Source organism: Streptomyces sp. NPDC054863 (assembly GCF_053610825.1).
This window is the reverse complement of the sequence record NZ_JBSGZD010000178.1, coordinates 1-16,716: the sequence shown is the minus strand read 5'-3', so window position 1 is coordinate 16,716 and position 16,716 is coordinate 1. Positions and strand designations below refer to the sequence as shown.

Sequence of the window (16,716 nt, the reverse complement as noted above, 5' to 3'; positions counted from 1 at the left end):
GCGCGCCCGTCAGCTCGGGCTGCGCCTCGCGCAGCCGTTCGCCGATGCGCTGCCGGAAGACCGGGTCGCTCTCCAGCGCCGCCGCCATCGCGTTGCCCGCGAACTTGGCGCGTCTGGTGGGGGTGAACCGCGCGTACTGCCGCAGCTGGGCCGGGAGTTCCGCGACGCTGAGGCCGCCGAAGGCGTCCGAGACCAGCGTCACGACCCGTCGTCGCACACCCTCCGGCAACGGGCGGTCGAGCACCTCTGCGGCGTCGTCGGCCGGGCCGGCCGGCTCAGCGCCGCTTGCAGGCTCCACGATCCGTCACCCCACTACCTTCCGTACCCTCCCGGGCACTGCCCTGCCGGGCACCGGTACTCCCAGGGTCACCTAGGAGACGGCGTCCGGCCTGTCCACCAATTCGATTTGGTCCACCGCGTTGCACCAACGGCAGCGCACCGACTCGATGGTCTCACTGACCACCTCGCGTTCCTCGACCTTCGACTCTCCGGCCAGGTCGAGGTGGACGTACTCGACGACCTTCGACGAGCGGGTCACGTCGAACCGCGTGAGGTTTCCGCAGAGGGTGCAGCGCCACCGGGTGCCGGCAGTCGGCAGGGGAACCGTCGTCGTCATGCGTACCGTCCTCTTCTCAAAGCGTCGGCACGCGTCTGCACGCGTGCCGCCGTACGTCGTTGCCGCGGTGCGCCGTCGAACTGCGGATACCCTGCGCGCAACCCTACGGCCTTACGGGTACCCCACGCGGAGGGCGGCCGACCCTTGAGACCGGCGGGGCAGCCCGGAAGGGCCCGGGCGTTGCGTCATGCTCGAACCCATGATCAAGGTCACGGCCAAGGCTGCTGGAACGGCTCGGAACGTCGCCACCCGCTGGCAGGACCTCGCCCACGCCCCCGTCGTGACCTACGCCCTGATCGGCGTGTGCTGCGTGGTCTTCCTGCTCGGCCCGGCCTCCGGCTTCAACGCCTCGTACGGCACCGGCGACGCCCTCACCGCAGCGCAGAGCACGTACTTCGCACGCTGGGGCGTCATCCCCGAAGAGCTGGTGCGGGCCACGCCGCACTCCCTCGCCACCCCGTTCACCGCCCTGTTCGTGCACGGCAACTGGCTGCACCTGCTGGGCAACATGCTCTTCCTGTACGTCTTCGGCGCGATGACCGAGGAGCGCATGGGCCGCGTCGCCTTCGCCCTCTTCTACGTCGTCACCGGCTATCTCGCCCTGACGGCGTACGCCCTGGTGCACGCGTCGTCCGACGAGACGCTGGTCGGGGCGTCCGGGGCGATCTCCGCCGTACTGGGTGCCTTCCTGCGCCTCTTCCCCCACGCCCGGGTCACCAGCCTCTTCCCCTTCCTCCTCTTCCTCCCGCTGCGCTTCCCCGCCTGGATCGTGCTGATCTTCTGGTTCGTGCTCCAGTGGCTGGCCGCGCAGGGTCTCGGCACCGGGGCCGGCGTCGCGTACCTGGCACACGTGGTGGGCTTTGCGGGCGGCTTCCTCTACGCGTGGGCGCGATATCGCCGTACGACTAGAGTGAAGAACTCAGCAGCGCCACCGGCCACCGAGGGAGAAAGCCAGCCGTGATCACCGCGATCGTGCTCATCAAGACCAGCGTGGACCGGATCCCCGAGATCGCCGAGTCGATCGCCGCGCTGGAAAGCGTCAGCGAGGTCTTCTCCGTCACCGGTACGTACGACCTGATCGCCATGGTGCGCGTCGGGCGGCACGACGACCTGGCGGACATCATCCCCGGCTCCATCAGCAAGATCCCCGGCGTCGAGGGCACGGACACGCACGTCGCGTTCCGTACGTACTCGCAGCACGACCTGGAGGCCGCGTTCGCGATCGGGCTCGACGGCTGACCGAGGCCTCCGCGGCCGACGCCTCCATGAGGTGGCGGCGGCCCCTTACATGAAGGGTTCTTCATCCGGCCCTCATGTGCGGGAGGCCCGGCGGCTGCCAGGCTCGGACCATGGCCTTCTCCCACCGCTTGGCGACCCTCGCGGCCGTCGTCGCGATACCGCTGGGCATCGCGGCGACGAGCTACGCGCTGACCGACGCCCCCCAGGCACCGCAGGTGCCGCCCAAGGTCGAGCTGACCACCGGCCCCGTGGCCACCCCGCGCACGGCCTCGCCCTCCCCCTCAGCTCCCTTCGGCACGCCGTCGCGCTCCCCCGTGGGGGACGCCGTCGTGCCGGGTCCTTCGGCGACCGGGGACGACGACGACGACCTCGACGACAGGGGCGAACGTCGCGGTGACGACGGCAACTGACCCCGGCCGCGGCGGGGCGGCCGAACCCGCCCGCGGCGGGCTCCGCGTCTCCGCGCGCGTACGCATCCTGCTGTGGCTGCTGCTGGTGATGGCGGTGGCGCTGGTCGCCGTCGCGACGACCACCCGGTCCATACTGCTGCGTGACGTGGACGGCAGGATCAGCCAGCTGCTCACCCAGGAGACGCGGGAGTTCGCGAACTTCGTGGCGCAGGGCGTCGATCCGGACACCGGCGGGCGCTTCACGGACACGGAACAACTGCTCAAGGTCTTCCTGCAGCGCCAGTACTCCGACCCCGACGAGGAACTCCTCGGACTCACCCGCGTGCCAGGACCCCGCCCGCGCGTCCTGCGCCAGCCCCGCGACTTCCCGCCGGGCACCGCGCTGCACCAGGACTCGGCGTCCCTGACCGAGATCTTCGCCTCCGGCGCCGCCTCGGGGACGCTGGAGCGCGCCGACGGGGAGATCGCGTGGGCGAAGGTGCCGATCGCGGTCGGCAAGGGCGGCCGTACGGAGGGCGCCTTCGTGGTCGCCTTCCACACCGGGCGCGAACGGGCCGTCGCCGATGTGGTGTTCCGTACGCTCCTCGCCATCTCCGGGGTGGCACTGCTGATGACGACCGGCATCGGCTGGGCGGTCGCGGGCCGGATCCTCGCTCCGGTGCGCCTGGTCCGTACGACGGCCGCCCAGCTCACCGAGCAGGACCTCACCCGGCGCATCCCGGTGCAGGGCCGCGACGACATCGCGGCCCTGGCGGAGACCTTCAACGGGATGCTGGACCGGCTGGAGCGGGCGTTCGCCGCGCAGCGCGAGTTCGTCGACGACGCGGGACACGAGCTGCGCACCCCCATCACGATCGTGCGCGGGCACCTGGAGCTGATGGGCGACGACCCGGCGGAGCGCGAGGAGACGGTCCGCCTCGTCACCGAGGAGCTCGACCGGATGAGCCGCATCGTCGAGGACCTGCTGCTGCTCGCGAAGGCGGAGCGCCCCGACTTCGTCGCACCGGAGCCGGTGCAGGTCGCGGAGCTGACGGCGGACGTGTTCGTGAAGGCGCGGGCACTGGGCGAGCGGGACTGGGTACTGGCCGAAGTGGCCGACAGGGAAGCCCTGTTGGACCCGCAGCGGATCACCCAGGCCATGGTCCAGCTCGCACAGAACGCGGTGCAGCACACGGTGCGCGGCGGCCGGATCAGCGTCGGCTCGCGCGAGAGCGCCCTGCCGGGGCCGGACGGCGGGGCGCGGATCGAGCTGTACGTCGCGGACAGCGGGCCGGGGGTGCAGCCGCAGGACGCGGCGGTGATCTTCGACCGGTTCCGGCGCGGCACGGCCAGGCGCGGCAACCGGGCGACCGGGGCCGGACTGGGCCTGTCCATCGTCAAGGCGATAGCCGAAGGGCATCAGGGCCGGGCGGAACTGCGGCCGACACAGGGCGGGGGCGCGACCTTCGTGCTCGTACTGGACCCCGTGATCCCTCTCGCCCCGGTGGCCCCCTTGACTCCCTCGCCCCCTTTTGCCCCCGTACCGGAAGGGACACCGGACGCCCCATGAACCGCATCCTCATTGTCGAGGACGAGGAACGCATCGCGTCCTTCGTCGAGAAGGGCCTGCGCGCCAACGGCTTCACGACGACGGTCGCGGCCGACGGCGACACGGCGTACGACTACGCCTGTACGGGGGGCTTCGACCTGGTCGTCCTGGACATCGGGCTGCCCGGGCGGGACGGGTTCACCGTGCTGCGGGAGATGCGGGAGGCCCAGGTGACGGCGCCCGTCATCGTGCTGACGGCGCGGGACTCGGTACGGGACACGGTCGCCGGCCTCGAAGGCGGCGCCGACGACTGGATGACGAAACCCTTCCGCTTCGAGGAGCTCCTGGCCAGGGTGCGGCTGCGACTGCGGACCGCGGCGCGTGTGCCGGAGGTGACGGTGCTGCGGAGCGGGGCCCTCTCACTCGACCTGCGGACGCGGCGGGCACGGGCGGACGAGCGGACGGTGGACCTGACGGCCCGTGAATTCGTGCTGCTCGAACTCTTCCTGCGGCACCCGGGCCAGGTCCTGTCCCGGGAGCAGATCCTGTCCCACGTATGGGGATACGACTTCGACCCCGGCTCGAACATCGTGGACGTGTACGTCCGTGCCCTGCGCAAGAAGCTGGGGGCGGAGCGGGTGGAGACGGTACGGGGGATGGGGTACCGGCTGCCGTGACGCGCGGGCGGGTGCGGGCAGGTCTGTACGCGCAGGTGCGGGCCGGTCTGTACGTGCGAGTGCGTCGTGGCCGGTCGCGCAGTTCCCCGCGCCCCTAAAAGCCTGCCCCCAGCCCCCTTGAGCGATACCGCCGCCTCCTTGGGCAGCGGGGCCGCCCCCCGGGGGGCGGGACGGGTGGGCAAGGGGGCGGCCCCCCACCGCGGCACGCCCCACCCCGACCGCACACGCTCGCCCCCCCCCCCCGCATGAAGCCTCCTTCATCGCGCCCTCACCGCCCCCTCACCCGCCCTCGCGAGACTCGGTCGCGTGACCCCGTTCGCCCCGGCTCCGCCCGCGACCCGCCGCCCGGCAGCCCACCACTACCTCACCCTCCTCCTCACCCTCACCCTCTGCACCCTCCTCCTCTTCGCCGACCTCACCCCCCACGCCCGCCTCACCCTCCTCGTCTTCGTCCTGGCCACCGCCGCCTGGATCGCCACCCCCGTCGACGACACGTACATCGCCCTCGGCGCCGGGCTCGCGCTCAACGTCACCGGGGTGATCGACAGCGAGACCCTCTTCGGGACGCTCGGCAACGAGACCGTCTGGCTGCTGATCTGCGCGTTCGTACTGGCCGCCGCCGTCACCCGCACCGGCCTCGCCGGCCGTGCCGCCGCCTTCCTCGTCAGCGGCGCCCGTTCCGTACGACAGCTCGTGCACCTGACCACCGCCGCGCTCGTCGTCACCGCCTTCGCCGTGCCCGCGACGTCGGGGCGGGCCGCGCTCGCCCTGCCCGTGTTCCTGGCCCTCGCCAAGGCCCTGGCCGACCGCCGCCGGGTCGTCGTCATGCTGGCTCTGCTCTTCCCGACGGTGATCCTGCTCTCCGCCGTGGCCACCCTGATCGGCGCGGGCGCGCACCTGATCACCGTGTCGGTGCTCCGGGAGGCGACCGGCGAGCACATCGGCTTCACCCAGTGGCTGCTCCTCGGGCTGCCGCTGGCCGTCGTCTCCTCCCACCTCGCCGCCGAGGCCGTACTCCTCACCACCACCCGCCGCGAGGACCGCCGCATCCCCGCGGCGATCACCCCGGCGCAGATCCAGCAGCACAGCGACCGCCCCGTCACCGGCCCCCTCGCACCGGCCGAGGCCCGCTGCGCCGCCCTGCTCGGCACCGTCGTCCTGCTGTGGTGCAGCGAGCCCCTGCACCAAGTCCCGCCCGCCGTAGTGGCGTTGATCGGCGCGGTCGTCGCCGCGTCCCCCGCGCTCGGCACCGTACGACTCAAGGAGGCGCTGACGACCGTCCCGTGGTCGCTGCTCCTCTTCATGGCGGCGACGATGGCGATGGGCGTGGCCCTCTCCCAGTCGGGCGCGGCCCACTGGCTGATGTCGAACCTCCCCCTTTCCGGCTTCCCGCCCTGGGCGTTCCTGGCCGTGGTCGTCGTCGTCAGCACCGCCGCGCACCTGATCCTCCAGTCCCGCTCGGCACGCTCCAGCGTCCTCGTCCCGCTGGTGGTCGCGGCGGCCGTCGCCGCCGGGGTGAACCCGGTGGCCGCCGCCCTCGCCTCCACCGCCGCCGCCGGCTTCTGTCACACCCTCCCGGCCTCCGCGAAGCCCGTCACGCTCTTCGCCGACATACCGGGCACGCCGACCTACACCCCGCGCGACCTGCTGAAACTCTCCGCCGTGCTGGCTCCGCTGACCGCCGTGACGGTGCTGGTGTTCGCACTCGTGCTCTGGCCGCTGCTCGGCGTCCCCGTCCTGCTCCCCACCCGCTGAACCCTGGAGTTCCCGTGCCGGTACGTCATGTCACCATCGCCCCCAGCGGCTTCAAGGAGTCCCTGTCCGCCGAGGCAGCCGCCGAAGCCATCGCCGCCGGGGTCCGCAAGGTACTCCCGCACGCCGCCCTCGACCTGATCCCGCTGGTCGACGGCGGTGAGGGCACCGCCCGCACGCTCGCCGCGGCCACCCCCGGCGGACGCCTCGTCGCCCTGCCCGCCACCGGTCCGACCGGTGAGCCGATCGGCACCCACTTCGCACTCCTCGACAGCGCCACCGCGGTCGTCGAGATGGCCGCGACCGCGGGCCTCTCCCTGGTGCCGCGCGCACTCCGCGACCCGGGCGCCACGACGACGTACGGCGTGGGGGAACTGATCCGCGCCGCCCTCGACCACGGCGCGCGCCGCGTCCTCGTCGGCTGCGGCGACTCCGGTACGTCGGACGGCGGCGCGGGCGCCCTCCAGGCACTCGGCGCCCGCCTCCTCGACAGCCGGGGCGAGGAACTCCAGTACGGCGGGAGCGCGTTGCGCCGCCTCCACCGGATCGACCCCACCGGCCTCGACCCCCGCCTGGCCGACACCGAACTCCTGGTGGCCTGCAACCCGCACAACATCCTGTGCGGCCCGCACGGCGTCGCCCGCGTCTTCGGCCCGCAGAAGGGGGCCACCCCGCAGCAGGTCGAGGCGCTCTCCACGAGCCTGGAGCACTGGGCGTACGTCCTGGAGCGCGACCTCGCCACGACCGCCGATCTGCGCCACGGCCCCGGCACCGGCGCTTCCGGCGGCCTCGGAGCGGGCCTCGCCGCACTCGGTGCCCGGCTCCTGCCCCGCTTCGACGTGCTCCTGGACCACCTCGACCTGGACGCCCGCCTCGCCCGCGCCGACCTGGTCATCACCGCCGAGGGTGCCCTGGACCACCAGACCCCGCGCGGCAAGGTCCCTGCCGAAGTGGCGCGCAGATCAAGGGAGTTGGGGCGTCCGGTACTGGTCCTGGCGGGCACCATCGGCGAGGGCGCGCACGAGATCAGGGCGGTCGGCGCGGACGCCTACAGTGCGATCCTGCCCGCACCCGTGTCGCTGACCGAGGCCCTCGGCCGGGGCGGCGAGTTCCTCACCGACGCGACCGAGCGGGCCCTGCGGATGATCCAGCTGGGCGCGCGCACCGCCCGCCGACGAGAACGGCTGCCTCAGACCGCCGGGACGCAACGCCCGTCCTCGGTGCGGTAGTTCCACCGCGCGCCGTTCTCGACGAGCTCCTTGACCGCCCGTACGAAACGCTCCACGTGCTCGTCCGGCGTGCCCGCGCCGAAGCTGACGCGGATCGCGTTGAGAGAGCGCTCGCCCGGCTCGGCCTCGGGCGCACCGCACTCGCCCGGGTCCTGCGGGTCGCTGCCGAGCAGCGTACGGACCAGCGGGTGGGCGCAGAACAGGCCGTCCCGTACGCCGATTCCGTACTCGGCGGAGAGCGCCGCCGCGAAGTGCGAGCTGTTCCAGCCGTCCACCACGAACGAGATGACGCCGACCCGGGGCGCGTCGTCGCCGAACAGCGACAGCACCTGCACCGCCCCGACCTCGGCGAGCCCCTCGCGCACCTTGCGCACCAGTGCCTGCTCGCGCTCGACCAGCGAGTCGAACCCTGCCTCGGTGAGGGCCTTGCAGGCGGAGGCGATCGAGTACACACCGATCACGTTCGGCGAACCGGCCTCGTGCCGGGCAGCGGTGGTGTGCCACTCCACGTCCACGCCGCCGTCCGCACGCCGTGCGACCTTCTTCGACGCACCGCCACCGGCCAGGTAAGGATCGGCCGCCTGCAGCCAGTCGGACCGGCCCGCGAGGACACCGGAGCCGAACGGCGCGTACAGCTTGTGCCCGGAGAAGGCGACCCAGTCGACGTCCAACTCCCTTACGGAGACCGGGTGGTGGGGCGCCAGCTGCGCCGCGTCGAGCACGATCCGCGCACCGTGGGCGTGGGCGGCAGCCGCCAGCTCCTTCACCGGCCAGATCTCCCCGGTGACGTTCGAGGCACCAGTGACGCACACCAGCGCAGGGCCGTACGGGTCGCGGTCGGCGAGCGCGCGCTCCAGGGTCTCGACGGCCTGCGCCGGAGTCCGCGGCGCGTTCAGGTACGTCACGCGGGCGTCCTGCCAGGGCAGCAGCGACGCGTGGTGTTCGGTCTCGAAGACGAACACCTGGCAGTCGGCGGGCAGCACGGCCGACAGCAGGTTCAGCGAGTCGGTCGTCGAACGCGTGAAGACCACCTGGTCGCCTTCGCGGCAGTCGAGGAACTCGGCGACCGTCACCCGGCTGTTCTCGAAGAGGTCCGTGGAGAGCTGCGACAGGTACCCGGCGCCGCGGTGCACGCTGCCGTAGTACGGGGCGTAGGCGGCGACGTCGTCCCACACCCGCTGCAGGGCCGGCGCGCTGGCCGCGTAGTCGAGGGCCGCGTACGCGACCTCGCCGCCGGTGACGAGCGGCACGGCCACGTCCCGGCCGAGGACCGGCAGCGGCGCCCCGCAGCAGGGGTCGGCGGACTCGGTGGCGGAAACGGCGGTGGCGGAAACGGCGGCAACGGGCGATGCAGACATGGCGAAACTCCTGGCAGGACAAGGCGGAACGGCTTCAGAAGGCCCGCGGGTACGACGGCTCAACAGCCGTGCACCGTACGGGAGTTGCCTCAACGCGCGGCCACCGAAAAGGGCCGCACGGAGGTGAAGGTGGAACGGGGCCGAAGGGCCCTATCGCATTCGCTTGCTCACGAGACTGCTCCCTTGAGGACCAGGACCCCAGGGGCGCGCCACTCCGAAAGGAGTGCGCAGGGGTCCGCGCTTGCCGTAGACCTCGCTGCCTACGACCTGGTCTTCACCCGGGGCACCCCGCCACGGACGGAGGGTTGCCGGACAGCGGGCCGGGGCCGTAGTCGCTGTCACTCATGACCTGTGCAGCATCCTGCCACACGATCAACAACGCGCAAGAGCGCAGTCCGGATCCTGGACTGCGCTCTGCGTCACACGGGGTCGTCTCCCGCGGGGTTTTCAGGCGTTGCTGGCCGCCACCCACCGCTCCAGCGCCCGCTGCGCGCTCCCGGAGTCGAGGGACTCGCGGGCCTGTTCGATACCGGCCGCGATCTCCTCGTTCAGCGAGCCGCCGCCCGGGTTCAGGGCGACCAGCGCCGCCGCCGAGTTGAGCAGCACCGCGTCCCGCACCGGGCCCTTCTCCCCCGCCAGGAGCCTGCGGGCGACCTCGGCGTTGTACGAGGCGTCCGCGCCGCGCAGCGCCTCCACAGGGACGAGTTCCAGGCCCACGTCGCGCGGGTCGAAGGCCTCTTCCCTGACGGCCCCGTCCCGGACGATCCAGACCCGCGAGGTCGCGGTGGTGGTCAGCTCGTCGAGGCCGTCGTCGCCGCGGAAGACGAGTGCGGAGTTCCCCCGTCCGGCGAGGACACCGGCCACGATCGGTGCCATCCGGGCATCGGCCACGCCGACCGCCTGGGCGCGCACCTGGGCCGGGTTGGTGAGCGGACCCAGGATGTTGAAGGTGGTCTGGGTGCCGAGCTCCTTGCGGGCCTTGGCCGCGTACCGCAGTGCGGGGTGGAACTTCACGGCGAAGCAGAAGGTGATGCCCGCCTCCTCGGCGACCTCCACCACCCGGCGCGGCGTCAGGTCCAGATTGACGCCGAGCTTCTCCAGCACGTCGGACGAGCCGCTCGCCGACGACGCCGCCCGGTTGCCGTGCTTGACGACCTTGGCGCCCGTACCGGCGATGACGACGGCCGACATGGTGGAGATGTTGACGGTCTTGGCGAGGTCGCCGCCGGTGCCGACGATGTCGACGCTGGGGCCCGGCACCTCGATGGTGCGGGCGTGGGCGTACATCGCCCGTACCAGCCCGGTGACTTCCTCGACCGTCTCGCCCTTGGCACGCAGCGCGATCGCGAAGCCGGCGATCTGCGCGTCGGTGGCCTCGCCGGTCATGATGCGGTCCATCGCCCAGGCGGTGTCGTCCGCGCCGAGGTCCTCGCCGCGCAGCAGGAGGTTCAGGATGCCCGGCCAGCCGCGGGCCGCCACGCTGTCGCCGCCAGCCGGGGTCACAACGTTCATGGTCCGCTCCAGGGTCCACGTGCCGCTAAGGGCAGCCGATAAGGGATGGGAACACCCTATCCAGCCCCGGGGACGGCGAAGAGCCCCGTCCGGTGTGCGGGACGGGGCTCTTGCCGTGGCGAACAGTACGGTCCGCTCAGGACCGGTTCAGGTGATCAGTGGTGGCCGTGGCCGCTGGTGATCTCCTTGTACTCCTCGGCGGTGGGCTTGGCGATCTGGTTGCCCTCGCCGTACATGCCCTTGCTGAGCTTGGCGCGCAGCTTCTGGGTGGCGCCCACCTTGCGCTCGACGCCGTTCTCGTCCACCTCGGGACCGATCTCGGCCGGCGCGTACTGCTCGTGCGCCGTGAGCGAGTGCAGCTGGTTCTGGTTGAGGGGCTCGTGCACCTCGATGAACTCACCGTGCGGCAGCCGCTTGATGATGCCGGACTCACGTCCGTGCAGCACCTTCTCGGCGTCCCTGCGCTGGAGCCCCAGGCAGATCCGCTTGGTGATGATGAACGCGAGCACCGGACCGGCGAAGAAGCCGATGCGCACGAACCAGCTGATCGAGTTGAGCGACAGGTGGAAGTGCGTGGCCCACAGGTCGTTTCCACCGCCGACGAGGCCGATGAAGTAGACCGTGATCCAGGCGACGCCGAACCCGGTGCGGGTCGGGCTGTTGCGCGGGCGCTGGGCGATGTGGTGCTCGCGCTTGTCCCCGGTGACCCAGGACTCCAGGAACGGCCACACCGCGATGGCGGCGAGGATCACTCCGAAGAGCGTCAGCGGGATGAACACGCCCAGGACCAGCGTGTGGCCCCAGAGGTTGATCTCCCAGCCCGGCATGACACGGATCAGACCCTCGGCGAAGCCCATGTACCAGTCGGGCTGGGCGCCGGTGGACACCTGGTCCGGACGGTACGGGCCGAGCGCCCACACCGGGTTGATCGTGAACGCCGCCGCGATGACCGCGATGACGCCGAAGACCAGGAAGAAGAAGCCTCCGGCCTTGGCCATGTAGACCGGCAGCAGCGGCATGCCGACGACGTTCTTGTTCGTCCGGCCGGGGCCCGCGAACTGGGTGTGCTTGTGGTAGAAGACCAGGATCAGGTGAGCCACCATCAGGCCGAGCATGATGCCCGGCAACAGCAGGATGTGGATCGAGTAGAACCTGGCGACCATGTCGTGGCCGGGGAACTCTCCGCCGAACAGGAACATCGAGATGTACGTGCCGACGACCGGCACGGACAGGATCGCGCCCTGGGTGAAGCGGACACCGGTGCCCGACAGCAGGTCGTCCGGGAGCGAGTAGCCGGTGAACCCGGTGAACATGCCCAGGACGAACAGCAGGAAGCCGAACAGCCAGTTGACCTCGCGCGGCTTGCGGAAGGCGCCCGTGAAGAAGACGCGCATCATGTGCACGAACATCGCCGCGAGGAAGATCAGCGCGCCCCAGTGGTGGATCTGCCGGATCAGCAGACCGCCACGGACGTCGAAGCTGATGTCCAGCGTCGACGCGTAGGCCTCCGTCATGCGGATGCCGTGCATCGGGGCGTAGGACCCGTGGTACACGACCTCGTTCATGGACGGGTGGAAGAACAGCGTCAGATACACACCCGTGAGGATGATGATGATGAAGCTGTACATGCAGATCTCGCCGAGCATGAAGGACCAGTGGTCCGGGAAGATCTTGCGCATGTTGGACTTCGCGAGGGAGTAGATCCCCAGCCGTCCGTCCGCCCAGTCGGCGACCCGCTCACCGGCGGGGGCCTTCTGCTGCGGCTTGGTCGTAGGTGTCGTCGCAGTACTCATCCGCGCTCCCAGAACGAAGGACCGACGGGCTCTTCGAAGTCGCCCAGCGCTTCGAGGTAACCCTCGTCATTCACGCCGATCCGCAACTGCGGCAGGGCGTGACCGGCCGGGCCGAAGATGACACGGGCACCGTCGGAGAGGTCGAAGGTGGACTGGTGGCACGGGCAGAGCACGTGGTGCGTCTGCTGCTCGTACAGGCTGATCGGGCAACCCACGTGGGTGCAGATCTTCGAGTACGCGACGATTCCCTCGTGCGCCCACTCGCGCTGCTGCTTGTCCTTGATCTCGTCCGGCTGGATGCGGACGATCATCAGGGCGGCCTTGGCGATCTCCTGGTTGAACTCGTGGTCGGTCTCCTTCAGGCCTTCCGGCATGGCGAAGGTGAGCGAACCCACGACGACGTCCTCGGCGCGCAGCGGCTCCATCGTGTTCTGGTTGATGAGCAGCTTGCCCTTCGCCCAGAGCGTCTCGCGGAGCTTCTTCTCCGGCAGCGGACCGAGGTCGCGCAGCAGGACGACGCCGGACAGCGGCACCAGGGCCAGTGCGCCGAACATCGTGGTCCGGATCAGCTTGCGACGGCCGATCGCGGACTCCTGGGCACCGGCCTTGAAGTCGGCCATGACCTTGGCCTTGACCTCGGGCTCGGCCGCGATCGGGTGACGCTCGTCGGCGACCTCGACGTCGGACATCAGGGTGCGGGCCCAGTGGACCGCTCCCGCGCCGATGCAGAAGAGCGCGATGCCGAGCGTCAGGCCGAGCGAGAGGTTCAGCGCGCTCACGTGGCCCAGCGGCCAGACGTACACGATCTTCTCGATCGGGAACGCCACGAAGGAGGCGATGAAGGCCACCGTGGCCAGCATGGACAGCGTGAACAGGAACGCGACCACACGCTCGGACCGCTTGGCCGCACGCTCGTCGATGTCCTGGATACGCGGCTTGTGCGCGGGCAGGCCCGGGTCCGCGAACGGATCGTCCTGGCGCGCCACCTCACCGTGCGCGTCGCCCTGCTCAGCAGGCAGGGCCTCTTCTGGATTCTCTTGGCTACTCATGACTTCTTGGCCTTAGCGGTGTGGGCCGCGACCCAGACGGCAACTGCGATGAGCGCACCAAGACCGAAGATCCAGGCGAACAGACCCTCACTGACCGGGCCGAGATTGCCCAGTCCGAAGCCGCCGGGGCTCGGGGTCTCTTCGCCGTTCACGGCCTTGACGTACGCGATGATGTCCTTCTTCTCCTTCTCCGGCATGGTGCTGTCCGGGAAGGAGGGCATGTTCTGCGGGCCGGTCTGCATGGCCTCGTAGATGTGCTTCGGCGAGACGTCCGTCAGGGGCGGAGCGTACTTGCCGTTCGTCAGGGCGCCACCCTCACCAGTGAAGTTGTGGCACTGCGCGCAGTTGGTGCGGAACAGTTCGCCACCCTTGCCGACGTCTGCGCCGTCGGGGTTGGTCTGGCTTTCGGTCGGCGTGATCGGGCCGGCGCCGAGGGAGGACACGTACGCGGCGAGCTGATCGATCTGCGCCTGCGTGTAGATGACCTTCTTCTTCGGCACCTGTGCGCCGGGCTGCTGCGCCGGCATACGGCCGGTGCCGACCTGGAAGTCCACAGCGGCGGAGCCCACGCCCACGAGGGAGGGACCGTCGGTGGTGCCCTGACCGCCGGTTCCGTGGCAGCTTGCGCAGCCAACGGCGTAGAGCTTCTTGCCCTCCTCAATGGCGAGGGACTGGGAGGTGTCGTCGGCCTGCGCCTTGCCCGCGGGCGCAAGCGCGGCGTACAGCCCCCCAGTGGCCGCCAGCGCGAGGAGTAGGACGACGACCGCCGCCAGCGGATGGCGTCGTCGTGCGGAGAGCTTTTTCACGGATTACCCCGGTGTCAGGATCTTCTGCGTCGATGCGGGAAGTGTTTCGGGCCCGGGCCCAACTTGGTGCGCCCGGATTACTTGATCATGTAGATCGTGGCGAACAGGCCGATCCAGACAACATCGACGAAGTGCCAGTAATAGGACACGACGATGGCGGCTGTCGCCTGCTCGTGGGTGAATCTCTTGGCCGCGTATGTCCGGCCGAGGACCAGCAGGAAGGCGATGAGACCGCCTGTCACGTGCAGTCCGTGGAAGCCGGTCGTCAGGTAGAACACCGAGCCGTACGGGTCCGACGAGAGCGAGAGGCCCTCGTGCTTGACCAGCTCGGTGTACTCGTACACCTGGCCGCCAATGAAGATCGCACCCATCACGAACGTGATGATGAACCAGGTCCTGAGCTTCTTCACATCGCCCCGCTCGGCGGCAAAGACGCCGAGCTGACAGGTGAGGGAGGAGAGCACCAGGATCGAGGTATTGGTCAGCGAGAACGGAAAGTTCAAGGCCGAGGCCTTTTCCGTCCAGAACTCGGGACCCGTCACCGATCGCAGGGTGAAGTACATCGCGAAGAGGGCCGCGAAGAACATCAGCTCGGAACTCAACCAGATGATGGTTCCGACGCTGGTGAGGTTCGGTCGATTGACCGACGGGTGCGCGTGCCCGGTATCTACTGTCGTTGCTGTCGCCACGACCGACATTATGTCGGTCGCTTATCCCGCCCTCACCCCGGGGGGTGCCGTTCGGAGTGTCAAGAGGGTGTGTCCTGCCCGAACGGCCCATCGAAGGACCGTACGAACCGGTGTGGACGAGGGGTGCGACGGAGTAGCATCCGCGCATCGGAACCGGCCCCGCCGGCCGCCTGTTGAGACCTGAAAACCCCGAGAACACCGCGCAGATCACCGCGTAACCGGACGTCACGGAGGAACCATGCAGCAGCCGACCGCCACGGTGCTGGTCTACAGCGACGACGCCAACACCCGCGAGCAGGTGCGCCTCGCGGCCGGTCGCAGGCCGGCCGCCGACGTACCGCCGGTCGAGTTCCTGGAGTGCGCCACGCTGCCCGCCGTACTGAAGGCGCTGGAGGCGGGCGGCATCGACGTGTGCGTGCTGGACGGCGAGACCGTCCCGGCCGGCGGCATGGGCGTCTGCCGGCAGATCAAGGACGAGGTCTTCAACTGCCCGCCCGTGCTGCTCCTGATGGGGCGTCCGCAGGACGCCTGGCTGGCCACCTGGAGCCGTGCGGAGGCCGCGGTGACCCTCCCCGTCGAGCCGGTCGGTTTCGCCGCCTCCCTGGCGGGCCTGCTGCGCGAGCGCCTCGCGGGCACCACTGCGGCCGTACGGGCCTGAACCTCCGCCGTACGTCCCCGGTGTCACGCGCCGTCTCCCCGTGCCCCCCTGGCCCCGCTCAGACCTGCGGGCGCAGGCGGGGGGCGTGGACGCGGTCGCGCTGCTCCTCGGTGGAGGCGAGCAGGGCGCTGCCCTTGCGCCACTTCTTCCAGGGGACGTTCCAGTCCCCGAAGCCGTTGCCGAAGGGGTCCATCTCCTCGCCCCAGCTGCCGACGACCTTGACGATGTCGCCCTCGCGGACGGTCTCGTAGAACCAGGCGGCGTTGCCGGTGGACATGCCCGTGCAGCCGTGGCTGACGTTGGCGTAGCCCTGTGAGCCGACGGACCAGGGCGCGGCGTGCACGTACTCGCCGCTCCAGGTGACCCGGGTCGCGTAGTACACCGGCAGGTCGTAGGAGTCGCTGGTGCCGGTCGGGATCCCGATGCTGGTGCCGCGCATCCGTACGAAGTACTCCTTGCCCAGTACGACCTTGACGCCGTTGCGGGTGGAGTAGCCGGGCTTGCCCGTGGTCACCGGGATGGTATTGATCACTTCGCCGTTGCGCCTGACCGTCATGTGGTGCGACGAGGCGTCCGTGACGGCCTCGACCCTGTCGCCGATGTTGATCCGCAGGGGCGTCGACGCGGCCCCGTACAGGTCCTTGGCGACCTTGATGCCCTCCAGGTTGCTGTACGCCCTCACCGTGCTCCCTGCGGACCAGTAGGAACGCGGGCGGAAGTGCAGGAGGTTGTCCTCCACCCAGTACCAGGACCCCTCGGCCGCGGGCTTGGATTCGACCTTGAGGGCCCGCTCCACGACGGCTCTGGCGCGCGGGTCCTTGACCTTCTCGCTGAGTTCGGCGGTGAGGGGCTGTCCGACGCCGTACTTGCCGGCCTCCGGGCCGAAGGTGACCTTCAGCTTCTTCTTGCCGGGGGCGGTCCGGAAGCTGAGCCTGCGCACGCCGGGGGCGCCCTCCCGGTCCTCGGTGCTGACCCGGACCGTGTACTGGGCCCCTGCGGCCAGTGGGGCGGTGGAGTGCCAGCGGGACCCGTCGGCGGAGAGTTCGCCCGCCACCTGGCGTCCTGCGGCGTCCGCGGCCGTGACGTCGGTGATCCGGCCGTCCTTGCCGGTGGCGGTCACCTCAAGGGGCTTCTCCGGGTCGGCGTCGGTGCTGCCCGGCCGCCCGTTGAAGGAGACCTGCTGCGCCGCGTCGTACGGCGTCGAGGAGAGCGGGCTGCCCTGGGGCTCGCCGCATGCGGTCAGCCCCGCCCCGAGGGAGGCGATCAGCAGGGTGCAGCTCAGGACCGTCCGGGTGCGGGGTGCGTGGCTCATGATCACACGATATGAATCATCGTCAGATCGGGCGCGTTGGCAGGGCGCAAGTGACTGCAAACGAATGAGGGGCCCGTACACCTGAGCG

Annotated in this window: 16 protein-coding genes, 1 pseudogene and 1 riboswitch; of the genes and pseudogenes, 8 read left to right on the top strand and 9 right to left on the bottom strand. The window is 70.4% G+C overall.

Going from position 1 to position 16,716, the window contains the following annotated elements; all coding sequences use genetic code 11:
* Both ACWGIG_RS26185 and ACWGIG_RS26180 read right to left on the bottom strand, forming a co-directional pair.
* Positions 1-301, bottom strand: a pseudogene (locus ACWGIG_RS26185) (NYN domain-containing protein); the annotation flags it as partial.
* Positions 302-370: 69 nt separating this feature from the next.
* Entirely contained in the window at positions 371-616 is a 246-nt protein-coding gene (locus ACWGIG_RS26180; protein WP_362422100.1) for a hypothetical protein, read from the bottom strand.
* A 199-nt stretch (positions 617-815) separates the two neighbouring features.
* Here ACWGIG_RS26180 and ACWGIG_RS26175 point away from each other — a divergent pair, with 199 nt between their 5' ends.
* The 7 genes from ACWGIG_RS26175 (at position 816) to ACWGIG_RS26145 (ending at position 7,451) form a co-directional block, all read left to right on the top strand.
* Positions 816-1,577: a rhomboid family intramembrane serine protease gene (locus tag ACWGIG_RS26175; RefSeq protein ID WP_453324120.1), complete on the top strand. Its 762-nt coding sequence runs from the start codon at positions 816-818 to the stop codon at positions 1,575-1,577.
* A complete protein-coding gene (locus ACWGIG_RS26170; RefSeq protein ID WP_266654824.1) occupies positions 1,574-1,855 on the top strand; it encodes an Lrp/AsnC family transcriptional regulator in 282 nt (93 codons plus the stop codon). Before ACWGIG_RS26175 ends, ACWGIG_RS26170 begins: the two co-directional genes overlap by 4 nt.
* A gap of 110 nt (positions 1,856-1,965) precedes the next feature.
* Positions 1,966-2,265, top strand: a complete 300-nt coding sequence (locus ACWGIG_RS26165; protein ID WP_453324119.1) for a small hydrophilic protein — start codon at positions 1,966-1,968, stop codon at positions 2,263-2,265.
* 88 nt (positions 2,266-2,353) lie between these two features.
* A complete protein-coding gene (locus ACWGIG_RS26160) occupies positions 2,354-3,814 on the top strand; it encodes an ATP-binding protein (RefSeq protein WP_453324121.1) in 1,461 nt (486 codons plus the stop codon).
* A complete protein-coding gene (locus tag ACWGIG_RS26155; RefSeq protein ID WP_453324118.1) occupies positions 3,811-4,470 on the top strand; it encodes a response regulator transcription factor in 660 nt (219 codons plus the stop codon). The genes ACWGIG_RS26160 and ACWGIG_RS26155 overlap by 4 nt, the downstream gene beginning before the upstream one ends.
* A 306-nt stretch (positions 4,471-4,776) precedes the next feature.
* A complete protein-coding gene (locus tag ACWGIG_RS26150; protein WP_453324117.1) occupies positions 4,777-6,225 on the top strand; it encodes an SLC13 family permease in 1,449 nt (482 codons plus the stop codon).
* Between the two features lie 14 nt (positions 6,226-6,239).
* The gene (locus tag ACWGIG_RS26145; protein ID WP_453324116.1) at positions 6,240-7,451 is read left to right on the top strand and encodes a glycerate kinase family protein; all 1,212 of its coding nucleotides are present in this window, start codon (positions 6,240-6,242) and stop codon (positions 7,449-7,451) included.
* On the opposite strand, the gene ACWGIG_RS26140 is transcribed toward ACWGIG_RS26145, so the two are convergent.
* The 6 genes from ACWGIG_RS26140 to ctaE form a co-directional block, all read right to left on the bottom strand.
* A complete protein-coding gene (locus ACWGIG_RS26140; protein WP_453324115.1) occupies positions 7,412-8,809 on the bottom strand; it encodes an aminotransferase class V-fold PLP-dependent enzyme in 1,398 nt (465 codons plus the stop codon). The two genes, ACWGIG_RS26145 and ACWGIG_RS26140, sit on opposite strands and share 40 nt — an antisense overlap.
* A 232-nt stretch (positions 8,810-9,041) precedes the next feature.
* Positions 9,042-9,159: riboswitch (SAM riboswitch) on the bottom strand.
* A gap of 97 nt (positions 9,160-9,256) precedes the next feature.
* Complete coding sequence (gene trpD / locus ACWGIG_RS26135; protein ID WP_453324114.1) at positions 9,257-10,321, bottom strand: anthranilate phosphoribosyltransferase; 1,065 nt, start codon at positions 10,319-10,321, stop codon at positions 9,257-9,259.
* A gap of 155 nt (positions 10,322-10,476) precedes the next feature.
* Entirely contained in the window at positions 10,477-12,114 is a 1,638-nt protein-coding gene (gene qcrB, locus ACWGIG_RS26130) for a cytochrome bc1 complex cytochrome b subunit (protein WP_453324113.1), read from the bottom strand.
* A complete protein-coding gene (gene qcrA, locus ACWGIG_RS26125; RefSeq protein WP_453324112.1) occupies positions 12,111-13,163 on the bottom strand; it encodes a cytochrome bc1 complex Rieske iron-sulfur subunit in 1,053 nt (350 codons plus the stop codon). Before qcrA ends, qcrB begins: the two co-directional genes overlap by 4 nt.
* Positions 13,160-13,969, bottom strand: a complete 810-nt coding sequence (qcrC, locus tag ACWGIG_RS26120) for a cytochrome bc1 complex diheme cytochrome c subunit (protein ID WP_453324111.1) — start codon at positions 13,967-13,969, stop codon at positions 13,160-13,162. Before qcrC ends, qcrA begins: the two co-directional genes overlap by 4 nt.
* 77 nt (positions 13,970-14,046) lie before the next feature.
* A complete protein-coding gene (ctaE, locus tag ACWGIG_RS26115) occupies positions 14,047-14,667 on the bottom strand; it encodes an aa3-type cytochrome oxidase subunit III (RefSeq protein WP_453324110.1) in 621 nt (206 codons plus the stop codon).
* A gap of 229 nt (positions 14,668-14,896) precedes the next feature.
* On the opposite strand from ctaE, the gene ACWGIG_RS26110 reads away from it, so the two are divergent.
* A complete protein-coding gene (locus tag ACWGIG_RS26110; RefSeq protein WP_453324109.1) occupies positions 14,897-15,316 on the top strand; it encodes a hypothetical protein in 420 nt (139 codons plus the stop codon).
* Positions 15,317-15,374: 58 nt separating this feature from the next.
* Here ACWGIG_RS26110 and ACWGIG_RS26105 read toward each other — a convergent pair whose 3' ends face one another.
* Entirely contained in the window at positions 15,375-16,628 is a 1,254-nt protein-coding gene (locus tag ACWGIG_RS26105) for an Ig-like domain-containing protein (RefSeq protein WP_453324108.1), read from the bottom strand.
* Positions 16,629-16,716 lie beyond the last annotated feature (88 nt).